16 protein-coding genes are annotated in these 19,039 nt (G+C 72.6%); 10 read left to right on the top strand and 6 right to left on the bottom strand.

The window, feature by feature from the left end; all coding sequences use genetic code 11:
* Window positions 1-398 precede the first annotated feature (398 nt).
* Genes WME96_RS46070 through hisC form a run of 3 tightly spaced genes read left to right on the top strand, consistent with a single transcriptional unit; the run spans window position 399 to window position 3,485 of the window.
* On the top strand, window positions 399-1,511 hold the full coding sequence (locus WME96_RS46070) for an AAA family ATPase (protein WP_437287893.1): 1,113 nt from the start codon (window positions 399-401) through the stop codon (window positions 1,509-1,511).
* Window positions 1,508-2,356 (top strand): hypothetical protein, encoded by an 849-nt coding sequence (locus WME96_RS46065; protein ID WP_437287892.1) that lies wholly within the window; start codon window positions 1,508-1,510, stop codon window positions 2,354-2,356. The genes WME96_RS46070 and WME96_RS46065 overlap by 4 nt, the downstream gene beginning before the upstream one ends.
* Window positions 2,357-2,402: 46 nt before the next feature.
* On the top strand, window positions 2,403-3,485 hold the full coding sequence (gene hisC / locus WME96_RS46060) for a histidinol-phosphate transaminase (protein ID WP_437287891.1): 1,083 nt from the start codon (window positions 2,403-2,405) through the stop codon (window positions 3,483-3,485).
* An 18-nt stretch (window positions 3,486-3,503) separates the two neighbouring features.
* Here the strand turns inward: hisC and WME96_RS46055 are convergent, their stop codons facing one another.
* Complete coding sequence (locus tag WME96_RS46055; RefSeq protein WP_437287890.1) at window positions 3,504-4,256, bottom strand: hypothetical protein; 753 nt, start codon at window positions 4,254-4,256, stop codon at window positions 3,504-3,506.
* A gap of 297 nt (window positions 4,257-4,553) precedes the next feature.
* Window positions 4,554-5,738: a cytochrome P450 gene (locus WME96_RS46050; protein WP_437287889.1), complete on the bottom strand. Its 1,185-nt coding sequence runs from the start codon at window positions 5,736-5,738 to the stop codon at window positions 4,554-4,556.
* Between the two features lie 42 nt (window positions 5,739-5,780).
* Between WME96_RS46050 and WME96_RS46045 the strand changes: the two genes are divergently transcribed.
* From WME96_RS46045 to WME96_RS46030, 4 genes are all read left to right on the top strand, one after another.
* Window positions 5,781-6,536 (top strand): helix-turn-helix domain-containing protein, encoded by a 756-nt coding sequence (locus tag WME96_RS46045; protein ID WP_437287888.1) that lies wholly within the window; start codon window positions 5,781-5,783, stop codon window positions 6,534-6,536.
* Between the two features lie 58 nt (window positions 6,537-6,594).
* The gene (locus WME96_RS46040) at window positions 6,595-7,767 is read left to right on the top strand and encodes an aminotransferase class V-fold PLP-dependent enzyme (protein WP_437287887.1); all 1,173 of its coding nucleotides are present in this window, start codon (window positions 6,595-6,597) and stop codon (window positions 7,765-7,767) included.
* A gap of 86 nt (window positions 7,768-7,853) precedes the next feature.
* Window positions 7,854-8,537 (top strand): hypothetical protein, encoded by a 684-nt coding sequence (locus WME96_RS46035; RefSeq protein ID WP_437287886.1) that lies wholly within the window; start codon window positions 7,854-7,856, stop codon window positions 8,535-8,537.
* Window positions 8,538-8,798: 261 nt separating this feature from the next.
* Window positions 8,799-9,428 carry a hypothetical protein gene (locus WME96_RS46030; RefSeq protein WP_437287885.1) on the top strand — a complete coding sequence of 210 codons (630 nt, stop codon included), beginning with the start codon at window positions 8,799-8,801 and terminating at the stop codon, window positions 9,426-9,428.
* Window positions 9,429-9,509: 81 nt separating this feature from the next.
* Here the strand turns inward: WME96_RS46030 and WME96_RS46025 are convergent, their stop codons facing one another.
* Together WME96_RS46025 and WME96_RS46020 are read right to left on the bottom strand one after the other, a co-directional pair.
* Complete coding sequence (locus WME96_RS46025) at window positions 9,510-10,754, bottom strand: phosphatase domain-containing protein (RefSeq protein ID WP_437287884.1); 1,245 nt, start codon at window positions 10,752-10,754, stop codon at window positions 9,510-9,512.
* 106 nt (window positions 10,755-10,860) lie between these two features.
* The gene (locus WME96_RS46020; RefSeq protein ID WP_437287883.1) at window positions 10,861-11,940 is read right to left on the bottom strand and encodes a hypothetical protein; all 1,080 of its coding nucleotides are present in this window, start codon (window positions 11,938-11,940) and stop codon (window positions 10,861-10,863) included.
* A 174-nt stretch (window positions 11,941-12,114) separates the two neighbouring features.
* Between WME96_RS46020 and WME96_RS46015 the strand changes: the two genes are divergently transcribed.
* Window positions 12,115-12,810, top strand: a complete 696-nt coding sequence (locus WME96_RS46015; RefSeq protein WP_437287882.1) for an HAD family hydrolase — start codon at window positions 12,115-12,117, stop codon at window positions 12,808-12,810.
* 21 nt (window positions 12,811-12,831) lie between these two features.
* Here WME96_RS46015 and WME96_RS46010 read toward each other — a convergent pair whose 3' ends face one another.
* On the bottom strand, window positions 12,832-13,551 hold the full coding sequence (locus WME96_RS46010) for a sigma-70 family RNA polymerase sigma factor (protein ID WP_437287881.1): 720 nt from the start codon (window positions 13,549-13,551) through the stop codon (window positions 12,832-12,834).
* A gap of 207 nt (window positions 13,552-13,758) precedes the next feature.
* Here WME96_RS46010 and hisZ point away from each other — a divergent pair, with 207 nt between their 5' ends.
* Together hisZ and WME96_RS46000 are read left to right on the top strand one after the other, a co-directional pair.
* Window positions 13,759-15,123, top strand: coding sequence for an ATP phosphoribosyltransferase regulatory subunit (gene hisZ / locus WME96_RS46005; protein WP_437287880.1), 1,365 nt, complete (start codon window positions 13,759-13,761; stop codon window positions 15,121-15,123).
* Between the two features lie 112 nt (window positions 15,124-15,235).
* Window positions 15,236-16,519: an adenylosuccinate synthase gene (locus WME96_RS46000; protein WP_437287879.1), complete on the top strand. Its 1,284-nt coding sequence runs from the start codon at window positions 15,236-15,238 to the stop codon at window positions 16,517-16,519.
* 112 nt (window positions 16,520-16,631) lie between these two features.
* Here WME96_RS46000 and WME96_RS45995 read toward each other — a convergent pair whose 3' ends face one another.
* Window positions 16,632-19,034, bottom strand: coding sequence for an FAD-dependent oxidoreductase (locus WME96_RS45995; RefSeq protein ID WP_437287878.1), 2,403 nt, complete (start codon window positions 19,032-19,034; stop codon window positions 16,632-16,634).
* Between the last annotated feature and the right edge of the window lie 5 nt (window positions 19,035-19,039).

Below are 19,039 nucleotides of genomic sequence, written 5' to 3'. Positions count from 1 at the left end.
GAGGGCCTCCGGAGTGACACTACGTGTGCCCTGACGCCTCCGGGTCGGGGTGCTGCGGGGCTCCCGGGGGGCCAGCGCGCAACGGGACGAGCTCCCTGGCCGCCGGGCCGACGTCCGTGGAAGCCAGCGAGCTCTGCTGAGGCGTCGTCTGGCTCTTGGGAGATCGTCGCGCGGGCATCGGCGGAGCATTCGCGAGCGCGCGAGCTGGCCGACCGCTCGGCAAGACGGGCCGTGGCCCGGAGGCCGAGGTCGCGGCTACGCCCGCTGAACCGTTGTCGAGGAAGCCCTAAGGGCGCCATGGCAGCGCGCCCCGAGCTCGCGAGGCGCTCCGCTGGTAGGCGGCTCCGATCGAGCATGGTAAGACCTCGCGCCGCCGGTCCCCGTGACGAGGTTCTCCCATGAAGATCAGCCGAGCGACGATCGAGAACTTCAAGAAATTCGCTCCTCCCGGCATCGAGCTGGACTTCAAGAACAGGGCGACCGGCGACGTGGCCGATCGTTATTTGATCCTCGGCGACAACGCGTCGGGGAAGACGACCATCCTGCAAGCCGTCGCCCTCACGCTGTCGCTGGCGCAGCGGAAGATCCCCGATGTCCGTCATTTCGGCTGGACCGGTTGGGCGCCCGAGCGTTACTTCGTGCACGGCGATCCGATCGTCGAGCTGACGGTCGAGTTCGAGGCGGACGAGATCGCGGCGACGCAGGAGGCCGCGAGGCGCTGGTGGGATCTCGCCAACCCCACGAGCCGGGAGCTGTTCCGGGAGCCTGGAGACAGCCGGGTCGTGACGCTGCGCCTCGAGGGAGCGCGGGTGAGGACGACCGGCTCCCCGCGGGAGCTCTATCAGTTCCGCGGGCGATCGTACGTCGCCAGCTCGCTGAGGAACGACTCCAAGCTTCGCGCCCTCTTCTCTCGGTTACCGGGGGTGTTCTGGTACGACCAGTTCCGCAACATCGCGCTGTCCGGCGCGCGCGAGCCGCCGGATCGCGAGGCGCCCGACCACGCTCCGCCGAACGAGATGGGTGTCCGGTTCGCGACCGCCGTCGAGCGGCTCGACAAGATCCTCAAGATCTGGCACCGGAACCGCGAACAGCACGGGCCTCATCCGGAGCACGACTACCTCGGTGATCTGGAGACGCTCTACAGGACCGCGTTTCCGGGTCGCGGGTTCGCGGGGCTGGAGACGATATTCGACGGTCCCACGCCGGCGGACGACCGCTTCGTATTGAAGGATGGAGACCGCACCTACACGCTGAGCGAGATGTCTGCGGGCGAGCAGTCCGTCTTTCCTCTCCTGTTCGAATTCGTGAGGCAGCAGATCCACCGTTCGGTGGTGCTCATCGACGAGATCGATCTGAACCTGCACCCGCCGCTCGCGCAGACGCTGCTCGGCCTGTTGCCCCGCCTCGGCGAGGACAATCAATTCCTCTTCACGACGCACGCGCGCGCGGTCTCGACGCTCGTCAGTCCTCACACCATCCATCGGCTCCCGGAGGGACGCCTGTGCCTGTGAGCGTGCTCCTGTGCGAGGGAGAGGACAACAGCCCCGACGTCCGACTCCTCCACGCGATCCTCCGAGGTACCGGCGTCCAGGTCGAGCCCTCGGGCGGCAAAGACGCCTTCGCGGGCCTGATCCGTGGCCGGCGCCGGCAGAACCCCGGCGTCTGCGGGATCACCGATGGTGACTTCCCCAGGGACCCCGGCGCGTGGACGGTGGCCACCGACCCCGGCCCTCGTCAGTGGACCGTGCGCCACGGCGAGAAGCAGCTCGTGCTCGGATGGAGGTGGCGGCGCAAAGAGGTGGAGAATTATCTGCTCGACCCCGACGTCCTGGCGCGCGCCCTCCGGTGGGATCCAGCCGCGAAGAGCCGTTACGTGGCGCAGCTCGAGCGCGTCTTCAATGCGCTCGGCCACGTCACCGCGGCGCGCATCGCGTTGACCTGCTGTGCGCCGCGCCGGAACCGGCTCGAGACCCAGGTGCGCCTCGACGCCACCAGGGAGGAGCTCGCGCAGGAGCTTCGAAAGAAAGCCGGCGAGTACACCGATGGCGCTCGGCTCGACACGGACAAGCTGCTCGAGGCCTTCGAACGTCACGTGCCGGATTGCCTGAGCGGCGGGCGCTTCCGCCAACACGCGCTCGAGGTGTTCGCGGGGAAGAACATCCTCGCGAAGATCCAGAGCACGCCAGGCTTCGCCTTCGACCCGTTGCTGAAGAGCCGACCCGAGCTCGAGGAGCGGATCCTCAACGCGCTGGAGCACGACGCGGAGCCCCATGCGTGGCTCCCCGAGTGGGCGGCGCTCCGGTCGGCCGTGGAGACGTGGATACCTGCCGCCGAGGCGACGGGCACGAGCGCCTGATCCAGCCGCTCACGCACGCAGCGGAGGCGTGGTAGGATGCGCCCCCATGTCTGCGCTTGTTCTGCCCACCGTCGAGAACCTCGTCCCGTACGAGGGGGGGAAGCCGCTCGATGAGCTCGCGCGCGAGCTCGGCGTGACCGACGCCGTGAAGCTCGCGTCGAACGAGAACCCGATCGGGCCGAGCCCGCGCGCCGTCGAGGCGGCGCGCCGGGCGCTCGAGAGCATGAACCTCTACCCGGACGGGGCGGCGTACCGGCTGCGCGAGCGGCTGGCGGCGGTCCACGGCGTCTCGATGGACGAGGTCATCCAGGGCAACGGCTCGAACGAGCTGCTCGACCTGATGGTGCACGCCTTCGCGACGCCCGGGTCGCACATGGTGTTCGCGGATCCGGCCTTCATCGTCTACAAGATCTCCGCGCTGGCGTACGGCGTCCCGTACACCGCCGTGCCGCTGCGCGACCTGCGGCACGACCTCGAGGCGATGGCCGCGGCGGTCACGCCGAAGACGCGCCTCCTGTTCGTCGCGAACCCGAACAACCCGACCGGCACGCACGTCGGCCGCGCCGCGGTCGAGCGCCTGCTCCGCGAGGTGCCGCCCGAGGTCATCGTCGTCATGGACGAGGCGTACATCGAGTACACGGACGCGGCGGACTACCCGGACTCCATGCGCCTCCGCGGGCTGCGGGAGCGGCTGCTCGTGGTGCGCACCTTCTCGAAGATCTACGGCCTGGCGGGCCTGCGCGTCGGCTACGCGGTCGGCCCGGCCCAGCTCATCGACTACATGAACCGGGTGCGCGCGCCGTTCAACGTGAGCGCGATCGGCCAGGCGGCCGCCCTCGCGGCGCTGGACGACGCCGAGCACGTCGAGAAGAGCCGCGCGCTGAACCGCCGCGAGCGCGAGCGGCTCACGCGCGAGCTCACCGCGCTCGGGCTGTCGGTGGCCCCGAGCCAGGCGAACTTCGTGCTCGTGGACGTGAAGCGGCCGGCGCGCGCCGTGTACGACGCGCTGCTGCGCAAGGGCGTCATCGTGCGGCCGTTCGGCAACCTGCCGACCAGCCTGCGCGTCACCGTCGGCACCGAGCGCGAGAACCAGCGCTTCCTCGAGAGCCTGTCGGCCGTGCTGGCGTGAGCGGCGGCGGAGGGCCGGCTACGCGCGCCGCGCCTCCGGCCCCGCGGCGCGCGCCGCCGCGCGCATCATGCCGCCGAGGCTCAGCGGCACGAGCGCGATGAGCCCGTGCCCCTCCGCGGGCCCGGCGTGCGCCGAGACGAAGCACCGGACCGCGGGGTTCTCGTAGAGGTGGAGGAAATCGCAGCTCCCCGCGGGCGCGCTCTCCCGCCGCGCGACCTCGAAGGCGAGCAGGCCGCCGTGCTCGCTCAGCTCGCGGGCGAACGAGGCGGCGAGCGCGGCCATGCGCTCGTCCGCGCCCGCGGGCCTGCCCTCGGCGGGGCTCGTGTGGGTCACGTCGACGAAGCGCGAGAGCAGGGCGTAGCTCGACGGATGGGCGAGCGAGCACAGGCAGTACACGGCTCGACCCGGGCGGGCGAGCATGTAGCGGATGAGGCGCTCCAGGGCGAGGCGGAGGACAACATCGCTGCTCGCCGGGTGCTCGCCGAGCGCCCCGGACTCGCCGCGGACGACGGCGACCCTCACGCCGGCGAGCTCCCGCTCGACGATCTGCATCGCGAAGTAACCGACGATGCGGCCGCCTGCGCTCCGCTGGAGGATGAGGGCGCCGTGCTCCGCGTCGGCGTGGAGCACGTGGGCGGCGAAGCTCCTCTCCCGCCGCGATCCCTCGAAGATCAGGCGGCGGGCGGTATGGAGCTCGCCCTCGAGGAGCCGTCTCTCCTCCGGGGTCATCTCGCGTGGAACACGGACCTCGACCGAGGTCTGCTCGTTCATGGACTCCTCCATGCGCGCCGCTGCTGCCGTCATCTCGGCCGCGGGACGGCCGTTCGCCGGGCATCGCTGGCGCCGCTGGCGTCGCCAGCGTCGCAGCGTGGTCAGCAATGGAGGTGCCAGCGGTGTGCGACATGCGACGACCCCGCGGCGGGCGCCGCCAGCGCCCCGGCGCGCCGGCGCGGGGCCGCCGGGGCGGGCGGGGTGAGGCCCGCGGCCATCAGACCGACAGCCCTCAGCAGAGCCCGACGAGCCGCGCGCCCGAGCGCCGGCCGCCCTGATCCGTCCGCGCCCCCGGCTTCACCCCCCGACGCGCTGCCCCGGCGCGAAGCGGATCGGCAGGCGGGTCGGTCCGTGCACGTGGATCGCCCGGCGCGGCTCCCACGGCGCGTCGCTCGCGAGCGAGAGGTCCGTGAGCCGCGCGAGGAGGTCCGGCAGCGCGACCCTGGCCTCGAGTCGGGAGAGCGGCGCCCCGATGCAGAAGTGGATGCCGTGCCCGAACGCGACGTGCGGGTTCGGGTCGCGCGCGATGTCGAAGCGGCCGGGATCGCGGAACTGCCTGGGATCTCGGTTCGCGGAGCCGATCATCGCCAGCACCGGCTTGCCGGCCGGGATCACCTGGCCGTGCATCGGGACGTCGCGCCGGGTCACCCGGAACATCGCCTGGACCGGCGAGCGGTAGCGCAGGACCTCCTCGATCGCCGAGGGCAGGAGGTGGGGCTCGGCCCGGAGGCGGGCGAGCTCGGTCGGGTGCTCGAGGAAGCACAGGATCGCGTTGCTGATCAGGTTCGTCGTCGTCTCGTGGCCGGCGACGAGGAGGAGCTGGAAGAAGCCGAGGATCTCGTCCTCGTTCAGCCGCTCGCCGTCCACCTCGGCCTCGACGAGCCGGGTCAGGAGATCGTCCCGCGGCGCCGCCCGCCGCTGGGCGATCAGGCCTCGCAGGTAGCCCTGCATCTCGACGCTCACCGCGGAGAACTCGGCGATCGCCCGGGCCGCCTCCTCGCTGCCCGAGACGGTGGTGCTGAGGTCCAGGATCACGTCGCTCCAGCGCTTGAACCGCGGCTGGTCCTCGGTCGGGGCGCCGAGCATCTCGGCGATCACGAGCAGCGGGAGCGGGAGGGTGTAGTCCTCGACGAGGTCCATCTCACCGCGCTCGATCGTCCGGTCGAGCAGCCCGCTCGACAGCGCGCGGATGCGCGGCTCGAGCTCCGCGACGGCGCGCGGCGTGAAGGCCCGCGTGACGATCGCGCGCAGCTTCGTGTGGCGCGGCGGGTCCGAGAAGATGAGCCACTCGGACGTCCTGTTGCCCGGCGGCGACACGACGGAGCTGAACGCCTCGTGATCCTGGAGCGCCCGCTTCACGCCGTCGTGATCGAAGATCATCCACGAGTCGGACGGCGGATAGTGGAGCGCGGGAGACCCGCTCCGCAGCTGGTCATACAGGGGATAAGGATTGCGGCGCATCTCGTCCGAGAACAGGTTCATCGCTCACGACCTCCTTCGCGCGCCAGGGTAGGATTCCGATCCGTGGGCGGCTTGAACGCATCCAGGATCGGCGCCGTGATCGGGGAGGCGTTCGCGGTGCGCGCCTCGACCGCGATGACATCGACGCTCCACGCCGAGCACGGCGCGGCGATCCTGGTCGGGCTGGACAGCGAGGTCACCGTGACCTTGCCCGGGCCGGGCGGCGCGGCGGTGCGCGGGCGCATGGTCGTGGTGCCCCCCGACGTGTGGCACGCCGCCTCCTGCCCCGGTCCCACCCTCGGGCTGCTGTACGACCCCGAGCTGATGCCGCACGTCGCTGGCCACGCCCGCCTGCGCGGCGGGCCCTGCCCGCTCGACGGCGACCTCCTCTCGCGCTTCGACGGGGCGTCGGCGGCGCACGTCGCGTCCCTGTCGCGCCCCGAGGTCCTCGACGGCCTCGCGCGCGAGCTCGCGGGCTGGCTCGCGGCGGCGTCGCCGCGCCGCGCCCCGGACCGGCGCGTGGCCCGCGTCCTGGAGGCGCTGCGCGAGCCGGCCGCGGACCGGCGCCTCGCGATCGCGCGCGCGGGGCTCTCCGAGGCGCACCTGCAGGCGCTGTTCGTGCGCGACGTGGGGCTGCCGATCCGCACCTTTCAGCTCTGGCGCCGGCTCCTCGTCGCGGTGGCGGCGCTCTCGCGCCTCGACGCGACGGGCGCCGCACACGCCGCTGGGTTCGCCGACCTGGCGCACTTCTCGCGGACCTGCCGCCGCATGCTCGGCTACTCCCCGACCGAGCTGCGCAGCGGGCTGCTCTTGACGTAGAGTCTGCCGGCGCTGCTGCAGTCCTGCGGCGGATCGGTCTCCCGAGGAAGAGGGCTTCATGACGATGGATATCGCCGCGCTGCGCCGCGACACCCCGGCCTGCGCCCGGGTCGTGCACTTCAACAACGCGGGGGCCGCGTTGCCCCCGACCGTGGTGGTCGACACGGTGGTCGATCACCTGCGCCGCGAGGCGGCCATCGGCGGCTACGAGGCCGAGGCGGAGGCGGGCGAGCGGCTCGAGGCGGTCTACGGCTCGGTCGCGCGGCTCCTCGGCGCGGCGCCGGACGAGATCGCCCTGGTCGAGAGCGCCACGCGCGCGTGGGACATGGCGTTCTACTCCCTCCGCTTCGGCCCGGGCGATCGCATCCTGACCGCGCGGGCCGAGTACGCCTCCAACTACATCGCTTTCTTGCAGATGGCGCGGCGCACCGGCGCCGAGATCGTCCCCATCCCGAGCGACGAGAGCGGCGCCGTCTCGCTGCCCGAGCTCGATCGCCTGCTCGACGAGCGGGTCAAGCTGATCGCGGTCACCCATATCCCCACGAGCGGCGGGCTGATCAACCCGGCGGAGGAGATCGGCCGCCGCGCCAGGTCGGCGGGCGTGCCGTTCCTGCTCGACGCGTGCCAGTCCGTGGGGCAATTGCCGATCGACGTCGAGGCGATCGGCTGCGACATGCTGTCGGCGACGGGGCGCAAGTACCTGCGCGGGCCGCGCGGCACCGGCTTTCTCTATGTGCGGCGCGCGTTGCTCGAGCGGCTCGAGCCGCCGTTCCTCGATCTGCACGCTGCCTGCTGGACCGCGCCGGACCGCTACGAGCTGCGGCCCGACGCCCGGCGCTTCGAGAGCTGGGAGAGCCACGTCGCCGGCCGGCTCGGCCTCGGCGCGGCCGTCGACTACGCGCTCCGCCTCGGCCTGCCCGCGATCCGCGACCGCGTCTGCGCGCTGGCCGAGCGCCTCCGCGCGCAGCTGGCCGAGCTCCCCGGCGTCGCCGTGCGCGACCTCGGCCAGCGGCGCTGCGGCATCGTGACCTTCACCAGAGAGGGCGAGGACGCCGCGGCCATCAAGGCGCGGCTCGGCGCGCAGGCGATCCACGTCAGCGTGTCGACCGCGTCCGGGACCCTGCTCGACTTCGAGGCTCGCGGGATTCCTGATCTCGTGCGCGCGTCGGTCCATTACTACAACGACGAATCCGAGATTGACCGCTTCGTCGCCGCGCTCGCCGCGGCCTGAGGAGCGAGGTCCGGCGCTGCGTCTGCTTCTTGCTCGCCGTTCTGGGCGATCGTGGATCGAGCTAGAATCGGGAGATGCAAAGACCCTTGAACTTTCTCGCTAAAACGCTGTTTATCGGCGCGATGGGCCTGCTCGCCGCGTGTAGTTCTGCCGATGGGAACAACGGCCCTGGCGGCGCGGGCGGCGCTGGCGGTGGCGGGGGCCCACGCGGCGATGGCTCGGGCGGCGCTGGCGGCGACGGCGGCTCGGGCGACGCTGGCGGTGCCGGCGGCTCGGACGACACGGGCAGCTCGGGCGCCTTGCAGGCGTGCCTGGATTACTGCGACGAGGTGAGCAACTGCGCCGATCCCGACGCAAGTTGCGCCGACGGCTTCTGCGAAGAGCAGATCCAGCGCGCTGGCGCCGAGTGTGAGGACGAGCTTGGCGCGGCCTTCGCGTGCTTCCTGCCGTTTGCGACGGTCCAGTGTGGTTTCGAGCCGCCCGACGCGTGCAGGGACGAGATCGACGCGCTGGAAGCGTGCACCGAGCTCCACGGGTGCGGCGGGCAGCTGTGCAACGGCGGTGGCGGCGCGGAAGGCGAGACGTGCGGGTGCACGTCGACGTGCCAGGGCAAGCAGTACGAGACGCAATGCGATACGCCCGCCGGCGGCGAGACGACCTGCGCGTGCCTCGTGGACGGCGTCGAGGTCGGGACGTGTGAAGGAGAGAGCGCCACCGCGTGCGGCGTGAAAGAGAGCTGTTGCCAGGCTGAGTATTTCAACATCCCCTGATCCGGCCGGCGAAGGCGACGAGATCATCGGTCTGAGCTTGCCGCCTTCAGGCGCTCTCCTCCCGAGATCACCGGGAGCTGCTCACAGGCATGTCTCGACCCGCAGGGGTGCCGGCAGGACGTCGTTCAGCCGCGCGAGATCGCGCAGCATCTCGAGGCGCCGCGGCTCGCGGCCCGGGTCCGGCGCCGCGTCTGCTTCCTGCTCGCCATCATCGGCGAGCGTGGACCCGGTTAGCCTCGGGCGATGCGAACATACCTGGATGTGATCGATAAATTACTCTTCGTGGTCGCGATTGGCTTGCTCGCCGCGTGCGGCTCTGTCGATGTGGAAGACCGGCCTGGCGGCTCGGGCGGCTCGGGCGGCTCGGGCGGCTCGGGCGGCGCTGGTGGCGCGGGCGGTGCTGGCGAGGTTCCGACCGGCGAGCAGGCTTGCCTGGACTTCTGCCATCAGGTCGAGGTGAACGACTGCGGGTTTCCGCACGATGACTGCGCCAGCTTCTGCAGCGAGCAATTCGAGCGCGTCGGCGAGGCGTGCGACGACGCGCTGGGGGCGCTCTACGCGTGCGCCCTGCCGTTCGCGCCCTCGTGCCAGGACGGAGCGCCCGACGCGTGCGACGAGGAGGCGGAGGCGGTGACCGCGTGCACAGCGCTCCACGGGTGCGGCGGGCAGCTGTGCGAGGGCGGAGGCGGCGCGGAAGGTGAGACGTGCGTGTGCGCGTCACCGTGCCAGGGCAAGCGGTACGAGACGCGATGCGAGACGCCCGCCGGCGGCGACACGACCTGCGTGTGCCTCGTGGACGGCGTCGAGGTCGGGACCTGTGAAGGAGAGAGCGCCACCGCGTGCGGCGTGAAAGAGAGCTGTTGCCAGGCAGAGTATTTCAACATCCCCTGATCACGCCGCGGAAGGCGACGAGATCATCGGCCTGCCCTTCCCGTCTTCAGGCGCTCTCCTCCCGAGATCTCCGGGAGCTGCTCACGCGGCCGTCTCGACCCGCAGGGGTGCCGGCAAGACGTCGTTCAGCCGCGCGAGATCGCGCAGCATCTCGATCCGGCGCGGCGCGCGGCCCTCGTGCGACGGGAACGGGACAGCGGCGAACGCCGCGAGCGCCGCCTCGGCCACGCGGGCCGCGCCCTCCGGGCCGAGGAGGCCGAGCTCGAGCGCCTCGCGCGCCGCGCCGATGTACGTGTCGAACAGGCGCACCCCGCCGACCGCGAGCTCCAGCCGCGCTGTGTCGGGTGTCGCGACCACGTCGTGGATGAGGACCGCTCTGACGGCCTCCGGCGCGAGCTCGAGCATACGCTGGCCGAAATGAATGTCGCCCTGCCCGCTGTCGCCGACGAAGATGAAGCCGTACTCGGGGTACAGCCGCCGGTACTCGAGGAAATTCTCGAGCTTCTTCTCCGCGATGGCGCGGTTGCCGAGGAGGCGCATGAACGAGCCCGCGAGGACGGTCGCGGTGAGCTGACCGCGCTCGGCGAGCGCCTCGAGGGTCGCGCCCTCGACGAGGCCGAGGCGGTCGCCGGGGCGCGCGGTGACGAAGGTCAGGTCGCCGGGCCGGCCGGGCTCGAGGTCCGGCCCGCGGTCGAGCTCCGCGTAGAACTGCAGGACGCCGGGATAGACGGTCTTCTTCGGGTACCGGGCGTCCTTCCAGTTCGCATAGAAGGTATCGTCGATGTCGGAGAGGATCTTCACCTCACGCGTCGAGACCGCTGTCGCTTCATGCGCGATGTGCGCGAGGAGCTCCTCGCGCAGGGCGTCATCGTCGATGTCGTGATAGAAGAGCTGGTGAAGATCGTGGTAGCTGCCCCGGCCGTCGAGCGCGTTCTTGAGCCGCGTGACGTCGGCGCCGCGCGTGCCGAGCCAGATGCGGCGCAACGCCTGCTCATCGAGGCGCCCGGTGCGGCCGCGCTGCAGCGCCGAGGCGAGCGCCGCGCGGGCCGGGATGCCGAGCTCACCGAGGCGATCCGCGGTCAGCAGATCGAGCAGCGCCGTGCGGTTGTCAGGGCCGATGAGGCGATCGTCGATGTCCCCGAGCAGCGCGCGGAGATCGAGCTGGAGGAGGAGCTGATCGAGCTCGACGGCGCTCGCTCCCGCGAGGATCTCGAGGATCCGCCGCTCGTCTCGCCGGTCGGTGTGGGAGGCCATGCGCTGCCGGATCTCGTCGAGCTTTGGCAGCACCGAGGGGATGGACGCGTCAGGGGCGGTGTCGATCGCCATGGCGTCCCCGCAACATAACGGATCTGCCGGCGCCCTGTCCGGCTGTCCCCCGCACAGCGGGCGGCGAGGACGGCGCCGGGGGCAGCGAGGACGGCGCCGCCGGAGCTCACCTGGAGCGCCACGCCCTGCCGCCGAGCACCTCGACCAGCGCCGCGAGGACGCCGTCGAGCCGCGGCGCCGCGCCGCGCAGCGCGCGCAGGAAGCTCACCAGATCGGGCGCGAGCAAGTGCGCCGGAGAGGTGTAGTCGCCGGCGGTCATGTAGACCTCCGCGGTTCCCACGCGAACCGCGAGGTACAAGGCGACGGAGCACTCGACCTCGACGCCGCGGTCGGACTCCGTATACACGATGTGCCCCGGCAGCTGGGCGAGCGTGAGGAGCTGCATCTCTCCCATCCTGCTCGACGAGCTCGATTTGCGGACGACGGTCCCCCGCTCGAGCGGCGACAGGACGACGACCGCCGTCGGCGGGAGCGCCGCGGGCCACGGCACCCGCGAGGGCGCAGCGCCCGAGTCGAGGAGGGCCAGCCCGTCGATGGAGGCATAGAGCGCCTCGATCTGCGGGTGAAGCGCCCCGTGGCGCGCCTCGACCTCGGCCACCTCGCGCCGGCGATCCGCAGAGGGGGCCTTCACCGCGACAGACCAGCCGGCGCGCGGCGCGGAGGAGGCGAAGCTGCCCCGCACGAGGGCGCTGCGGAGCGTGTCGTCGAGCCGGTCGTGCCGGTCGTGCCGGTCGTGCCGGTCGTCCAAGCGCGCCGCGTCCCGCCCGCCCGCGCCGGGCGCGGCGCGGCGCGGGTCGAGGCAAGCGTCGATGAGCTGCGCGAGCGCCTCGTCGACGGCCGGGTCGGCGCGGAGGGGGTCGCGGTCGAGGAACGGCGCGTAACGGAGGTCGGCGGCGATGCGGGCGACCTCCTGGCGACCGCGCGCGCCGTGGCGTCGCTCGAAGTGCGCGCGCCAGGCCTGCGCCGCCTCCGCGAGCGCCGGGAGCGCCGCGCGCACGAGCGCGTCGACGTGCTCGCCGGCGAGGGACATCCCGAACACCATCCCGCCGCCTCGCTCCACCGCGATCAGGCCCTTCAGCACCGAGATGAAGCGCGCCTGCGCCTCGGTGAACGAGACCGCGTCGTCGGGCTGGTGGCGCGCGAGGGTCTCGTGGAACCACGCGAGCAGGCGTTCCGCACCGTCCATCCTGCCTGGCATTCTACTCCTGGCATGAAGCCGGCCCAGCCTGTACGAGCCCTGTACGAGCTCTGCCGTGGCGGGGCGCTCGAGCCGCCTCCCCACCTTTTCACGCCGCCACGTGCGATCTGGGTGCTCGTCGCACCTTCCGTCAGCGAGGGCACCGGCGTACGCTCCCAGGCGATGGTCTCTCCTACCGCAATTGTGTTCGACCTCGACGGCACGCTGATCGACAGCCGAGGCGACATCGTGGCGGCGGTGAACCACGCGCTGGAGGTCACGGGGCGCGCGCCGCTGCCCGGCCAGGTGATCGTCCGGTACGTGGGCGACGGCGCGCGCGCGCTTGTCGCGCGCGCGGCCAGGCTCCCCGAGTCGTCCGAGGACGTCGACGTGCTCCTCCGGCACTTCCTCGCGTACTACGAGCGGCACCCGCTCGACTTCACCCGCTGGATGCCGGACGCGCAGGAGATGATCGAGAGGCTCTCGGACCTCGGCGATCTCTCGCTCTGCGTCTGCACGAACAAGCCGCGCTCGACCACCGACGCGGTGCTCGCCGCGCTCGGGGTCCGCGGTCTCTTCCACGCCGTGGTGGCGGGCGGCGACATCGCCGAGAAGAAGCCGTCGCCGGCGCCGCTGCTCCACCTCGCCGAGCACCTCGACGTCCCGCCGCGCAGGATGGTCATGGTCGGCGACGGCCCCCAGGACGTCGAGTGCGCGCGCCGCGCGGGCGTGCGGTCGATCGCCGTCCTCGGCGGCTTCGGCTCGCACCAGGAGCTCGTCGACGCGCGGCCCGACGTGCTCCTCAACACCCTGGGCGAGCTCTGGGACGTCCTCCGCCGCTGGCGCGACGCGACCGTCAGGATCTCCGCCGTCCGCTAGCCTCGCCCTCCCGCGTCGCCCTCAGGCCGCGACGCCCTCCGCGATCTCCCGCCCGAACGCGGTCGCGTTGAGGATCGCCCGGAGGCGCACGCGCGCGCGGTGGAGCCGCGAGCGCACCGCGCTCTCGCTCACGGCGAGCTTCTGCGCGATCTCCTGCAGGCCGAGGTCCTCGTGGTAGTGCGCCAGCACCACGTCGCGGTAGTCGTCCGGCAGCTCGCACAGCGCCTCGCGGACGTACGCCTCGCGCTCCGCCGCCGACGCGGCGTCGTCCTCGCCGATCGTGCTGCGCATCGTCGGCAAGAGGCCGAGCTCCTCGAAGTCGAGCCCCTCGACGATGCGCGCGCGCTGCCGGCGCTGCGACCGCATCAGCATGAGCGCCTCGTTCGCCGTCACCCGGAACAGCCACGTCGTGAAGCTCGAGTCGCCCCGGAACGAGCGGATCGTCCGCACCACCTGCAGCAGCGTCGACTGCACGAGGTCGAGCCGATCCTCGTCGGACACCGGGTAGCGCGCGAGCTGCCGCTCGACGTGCGGACGGATGAGGCGCGTGAGCTCGTCGAGCGACTCCCTGTCGCCCTCCTTCGCCCTGCCGATCACCTCGGCCAGCGGGCCCGCGCTCGCGGCCCGGGACGGCGGGCGCGACCCGACCGCGCCGGGCGGGGTGAGACCGCACGGCGCCAGAGGAGTCTCGGGCCTCGTGCTGGCGCTCGGAACATCGGTCGGAACGGCGGTCAGAGCCATGAGCCATCTCTCCGTCGAGGGCGCCGCGTGCGCTTCCGGCCCACGGGCCCGGTGGTGCGCTCCGATCAGCAAACGCCTTGCCACGGCAAGCTCAACGGACGTGCGCGCCGCGTGCGCACCGCGTGCTCAGCCGGTATAAGCGGGGCCATCATGTCCAGCGACGCTCCGCGATGGGAAGCCCCCCGAGGGGGAGACCGCCATGTTCCGATGCCCGAGGTGGACCGCGCAGCGCCGGCCGCCTCGGCGCCGCCGCGCGCGCTGGCGCACCCGCTGCCCGCCGGCATGCGCGACCTGCTCCCCGAGGAGGCGCGGCGCCGCCGCGCGCTCAACAAGCGCGTGCTCGACCACTTCGTCCTGTACGGCTACCAGCCGGTCGCGCTGCCGGCCTTCGAGTTCGCCGAGGTGCTCGAGCGCGGGCTCGGCACCCTCGACGCCGCCGACGTGCTGCGCTTCATCGAGCCCGAGTCGGGCGAGGTGGCCGCGCTCCGCCCCGACATGACCCCGCAGATCGCGCGGCTCGTGGCCACGCGGCTCGCCGACGCGCCGCGCCCGATCCGCCTCTGCTACGAGGGCACCGTCCTCCGCCGCCGCCAGGGCCGGGCGCGCCGCCACCGGCAGATCCCGCAGGCCGGCGTCGAGCTGTACGGCGTCGGCACGCTCGGCGGCGACCTCGAGATCCTCCGCCTCGCCGCCTCCTCGGTGCGCGAGGCCGGCCTCGATCGGTTCGTCGTGGACCTCGGCCACGCGATGATCGCGCGCGCGCTGCTCGACTCGGTCCCGGCCGGGCTCGCGGCCGAGCTCTCGGAGGTGCTCGAGCTGAAGGACGCGTCGCGCCTCGCCGCCGTGCTCGCGAGCCCGCGCGCCGCCGACGTCCCGCGCCGCATCGTCGCGGCCATCGCCGCGCTCCCGGACCTCGCGGGCGGCGGCGAGGCCGACCCGGACGGGTCCGTGGTCTTCGACCGGGCCGCGAGCCTGCTCTCCGGCACGCCCGCCGAGGCGCCGCTCGCCGAGCTCCGCGCGCTCTGGGACGCCGCCAGGGCGAGCCCCGAGCTCGGCCCGGCGCTCCGGGTCGACCTCGGCGAGCTCCGCGGCCTCGCCTACTACACGGGTGCAATTTTCCACGTGCTCGCCGAGGGCCCCGGGGAGGCGATCGCGGCGGGCGGGCGCTACGACATGCTGCTCTCGCGCTTCGGCCTGCCCATGCCGGCCGTCGGCTTCGCCCTGAACCTCGACGCGGTGGCCTGGGCGCGCGACGCGGCGGGCGCCGCGGACGAGCCGGCGCCGCGGGTGCTCCTGGCGGTGCGGCCGGAGCGGGCCGAGCCGCTCGCGGCGGCGCTGCGGGGGCTCGGCGTCCCGGCGGTGGCGCACCCGCCGGACCAGGATCCCGAGGGGTACGCGCTGTCCTGGCGGTTCTCCCACCTGGTGCGCGAGCGGGACGGGGCCATCGTCCTCGAGGCGCCGCCCGGCTGCGGGGAGCCCGGGGCGGCGACCGTCCCGGCGACCCTCGACGACGTCGCGGTCGCCCAGGCGATCGTGCTGAAGACGAGGGCGACCCCGCCGAGCGAAAAGTAGACGCTCGCTCGGCGCGCGAGCCTGGGGTAAAGGCGAACCTGAACCCGGACGGAGCCGCTCGGAATGACGAGCGGGCAGAGGACGGGCCACGTGATTCGGGAGGAGCTTCGGAATGACCGCGATCGTGATCGTCGGCGCGCAGTGGGGCGACGAGGGCAAGGGTAAGGTCGTCGACCTGTACACGGAGAGCGCCGACCTCGTGGTGCGCTACGCCGGCGGACCCAACGCTGGACACACGCTGGTGGTGGGCGGGGAGAAGCTCATCGTACGGCTCATCCCGAGCGGCATCCTCCGCTCGAACGCCCGCTGCGTGATGGCGCAGGGCATGGTGGTCGACCCGGGGGTGCTCGTCTCCGAGATCGACGCGGTCGAGGCGCGGGGCTGCTCGACGGAGGGGCGGCTGTTCGTCTCGGATCGCGCGCACCTGATCCTCCCGTTCCACCCGCTGGTCGACTCGCTCCGCGAGGCGAGCGCGGCGGACGGGGTGCGGCTCGGGACGACCAAGCGCGGCATCGGCCCCTGCTACGAGGACAAGGCGTCGCGGCGCGGGGCGCGGCTCGGCGACCTGCGCGACATGAAGCGGCTCGCGCAGCTCGTCGCGCGCGCTATCGAGGCGTGGACGCCGACCTTGCGCGCGCTCGGCGGCGAGCCGCCGTCGCTCGACGCGATCCTCGACGAGCTCGCGCCGCTGGCGAAGCGGATCACGCCGCTGCTCGCCGACACGTCGCAGCTCATCGACGGGGCGCTCCGCCGGGGTGAGCGCGTGCTCCTGGAGGGCGCGCAGGGGACGCTGCTCGACATCGACCACGGCACGTTCCCGTTCGTCACGTCGTCGTCGGCGATCGCGGGCGGCGCGTGCGTGGGGGCCGGGGTCGGCCCGACGCGCATCCGCCGGGTGCTCGGCCTCGCGAAGGCGTACTGCACGCGCGTGGGCGAGGGCCCGTTCCCGACGGAGCTCGGCGGCCCGCTCGGCGAGCGGCTGCGGTCGGTCGGCGGGGAGTACGGCTCGGTGACGGGCCGGCCGCGGCGGACCGGCTGGCTCGACCTGCCGGCGCTGCGCTACGCGGCGCGGGTGAACGGCCTCGACGGCATCGCGCTCACGAAGCTCGACGTGCTGACGGGCATGCCGGAGCTCAAGGTGTGCGTCGCCTACGAGACGCCCTCGGGGCTCACGCGGGAGTTCCCGATCGACGATCTCGGGACGGCGAAGCCGGTGCTCGAGCAGGTGACCGCGTGGAGCGAGCCGATCGACAGCGCCCGCTCGATGACCGAGCTGCCGGCCGCGGCGCGCCACTACGTGGAGCTGGTCGAGAAGGAGACGGGCGTGCCGGTGGACGTCGTCTCGGTCGGCGCGGATCGCGAGGCGACCATCGTCCGGCGCAACGCGTTCGCCTGAGGGCGGGCGCCCCCGCGGCGGCCTCGCGGGCCGGACGTCGCTTCCGGCCCGGAGCGCCGCGCGGCCGGCCCGGAACGTCGCCGCGCGCCGGCCGGGGGCAACGCCGGCGCGGCTACGCTCCGGGCGGGGGGACGCTGGGGGCGCGCCCCAGGGCGACCTTCGCCAGGTTGCCGACGTAGAGCTGGAGGAGCTCGAACCGCGCCTGCACCTTCTCGACGGGGCTGTAGCGACCGAGGTCGTGGACCGACGTCGCCGTCCGGAGGACCTCGTGCAGGCCCACCCGCAACACCCCTCGCCCTCTCACGGCCCCCCGCGGATCGGCCCCCTCGTGGATCTGGAACTCGAGCGTGGTGTTCTCGTCCCAGAGCTCGATCCCGGAGCGCGGGGTGAACACCTTGGCGCCGTGGAGCGTGTAGGGCCGGCCGTCGCCGCCCTGGAAGGGGAGCGTGTACCGGATCTGCCGTGACCGGCCGTCGCCATGGGGGACGAACAGGTTCCACACGCCGTTCGTGATGTCGGCGGCCCCCTTGGTGAGGCCACCGACCACGAGGATCCCGGTCACGGCGCCGACGTGCGCCGGATCCGCGACGAACTCGGCGATGTCCGGGATCCTGATCTCCAGGTCGCATGCCACGTCCGAGCGGTGCCCGGTCGTGGCCTCCCAGGAGCCGCTCAGTCGCTCGCGCAGCCCGAGGCCCAGCGCCGGCTTCACCGGGGGCGCCGTGCCCTCCGGCGGGACGGAGACCTGCGACAGCGCGTCCACGAACGGCCGGACGTCCCTGCGCTCGGGCGGCGACCAGTCGGGCTGCCCGGTCACGCGGCGGACGATGCGCTCGATGTTCCGCTCCGCCACCGCGGCGATGGTGTGCGACGGGTTCACCCCCGTCGCGCTCGGCAGGACGGCCCCGTCCATCACGAACAGACCGGCGTGGTGGAAGACCTCGCCGAGCTCGCTGGTGACCCCTCCGGCCTCGCTGTCCGCCATGCGGCAGCCCCCGAGGTTGTGCACCGTCACCGGGAGCCGCGCATAGCGCCAGAACGGGCTCGGCCCGTAGGTGCCGCCGAGCTGGCCGACGAAATCGTGAATGAAGCGCTCTTCGAGGCTGTAGAGCTGGAGGTTATTGCACACGCTCCATTTCACGCACAGCGTCTGATCCGAGCGCAGCTCGAGCTGTCCGTTCGCCATGTCGCGCCCCATGGCGAGGAACACGGCCGACCGGGCCATGCGCGCCGGCACGGTGGGCGTCACGGGTCTGCTGGAGGCTCCGTCCGACGCGATCGGCAGCGATCTCACCGCCTCTCGCCGGTAGGTGTCCTGGATGTCCGGCGTCAGCGGGGGCTCGGCCGGCGCGGCTGCCGCCGCGGCTTCGGCCGTTTCGTTCGTGACGCGCGCGGGCGCCGCGGTCGCCGCGCCGTGGTTCCACCCGTTCGTGAACGGCGAGGTGCCCGGGAGCGCCGCCGTCAGCCACACCTGCTTCGGCGTGGCCAGCTTGACCAGGGACCAGAGGTGCTGTGAATAGCCGCCTTCCTCGAGCAGGAACCAGCCGCGATCGTCGTCCTTCCGACCATCGTAGAGGACCGCGGAAGTGATGGTGGGTCCCCTGTCGGGCGCCCACTCGTCCGCCACGTCGAACGCGAAGGCGAGGAGATCGCCGTTGCCCGAGTAACCCATCCCGAGCTGGGCGCTGACGCGCGGGAGCCCCCCGGCCGCGCGCGATCGGAGGAGGAGCTCCGTGGAGTTGACCGCCCCCGCGCAGACGAACACGTACTCTGCCTTGATGGATCGACGCGCGCCGCGGGCCCAGTCCATGTAGTCGACCCGGTATCCCTCGCCGGGGCCGAGCGACCAGATCAGCTGGACCTCGCACTCGGTCAGCATCGCGGCGCCGTGGCGCTCGGCGACGGCGAGGTAGTTGCGATCGAGCGAGTTCTTCGCCCGCGCATCGCAGCCGATCACGCACTCGCCGCAGTAGGTGCACCCTGCCTGAGGCACGCCGAACTTGTTGGGCTGAACGCCGGGCGTGTCGCTGAAATTCACGGCGATCGCGGGGTAGAAGAACTGGTCCTTGCGGCCCAGCCCTTCGGCCGCGTCGCGCATGCGGCGCGCCTTCAGGGGCACGCCCTGGGGCGACGACGTGATCGGCTTGATGTCGAGCATGTACGCGACGAGGTCGTAATACGGATCGAGCGCCTCGCGGCTGTACCCCTCCGGCCAGCCCTCCGCGAACACCTCCTCCGGCGCGCGGAGGTGCACATTGGCGTAGATCAGCGATCCGCCGCCGTAGCCGGCCGCCTGCACGATCTGGATCTCGGAGATGAGCCGGACATCGAAGAGCCCACGCGACGGCTCCCAGAGCCATTGATCCAGGACCGTGCGCGGCAAGCCCGAGGGAGCGCCGTCGTAGCGCCGCCCGCGCTCGAGCACGGTCACGTCGAGGCCCGCCTGCGAAAGCCGGCACGCGGCGACCGCGCCGCCGAACCCCGTCCCGATGACGATTGCACGCTTCTGCGCCATGGTTC

The organism is Sorangium sp. So ce406 (assembly GCF_051474675.1).
GTDB classification, from domain to species: domain Bacteria; phylum Myxococcota_A; class Polyangia; order Polyangiales; family Polyangiaceae; genus Sorangium; species Sorangium cellulosum_G.
Note: the sequence above shows the minus strand (reverse complement) of the source record. Positions and strands in the feature narration are given on the sequence as shown.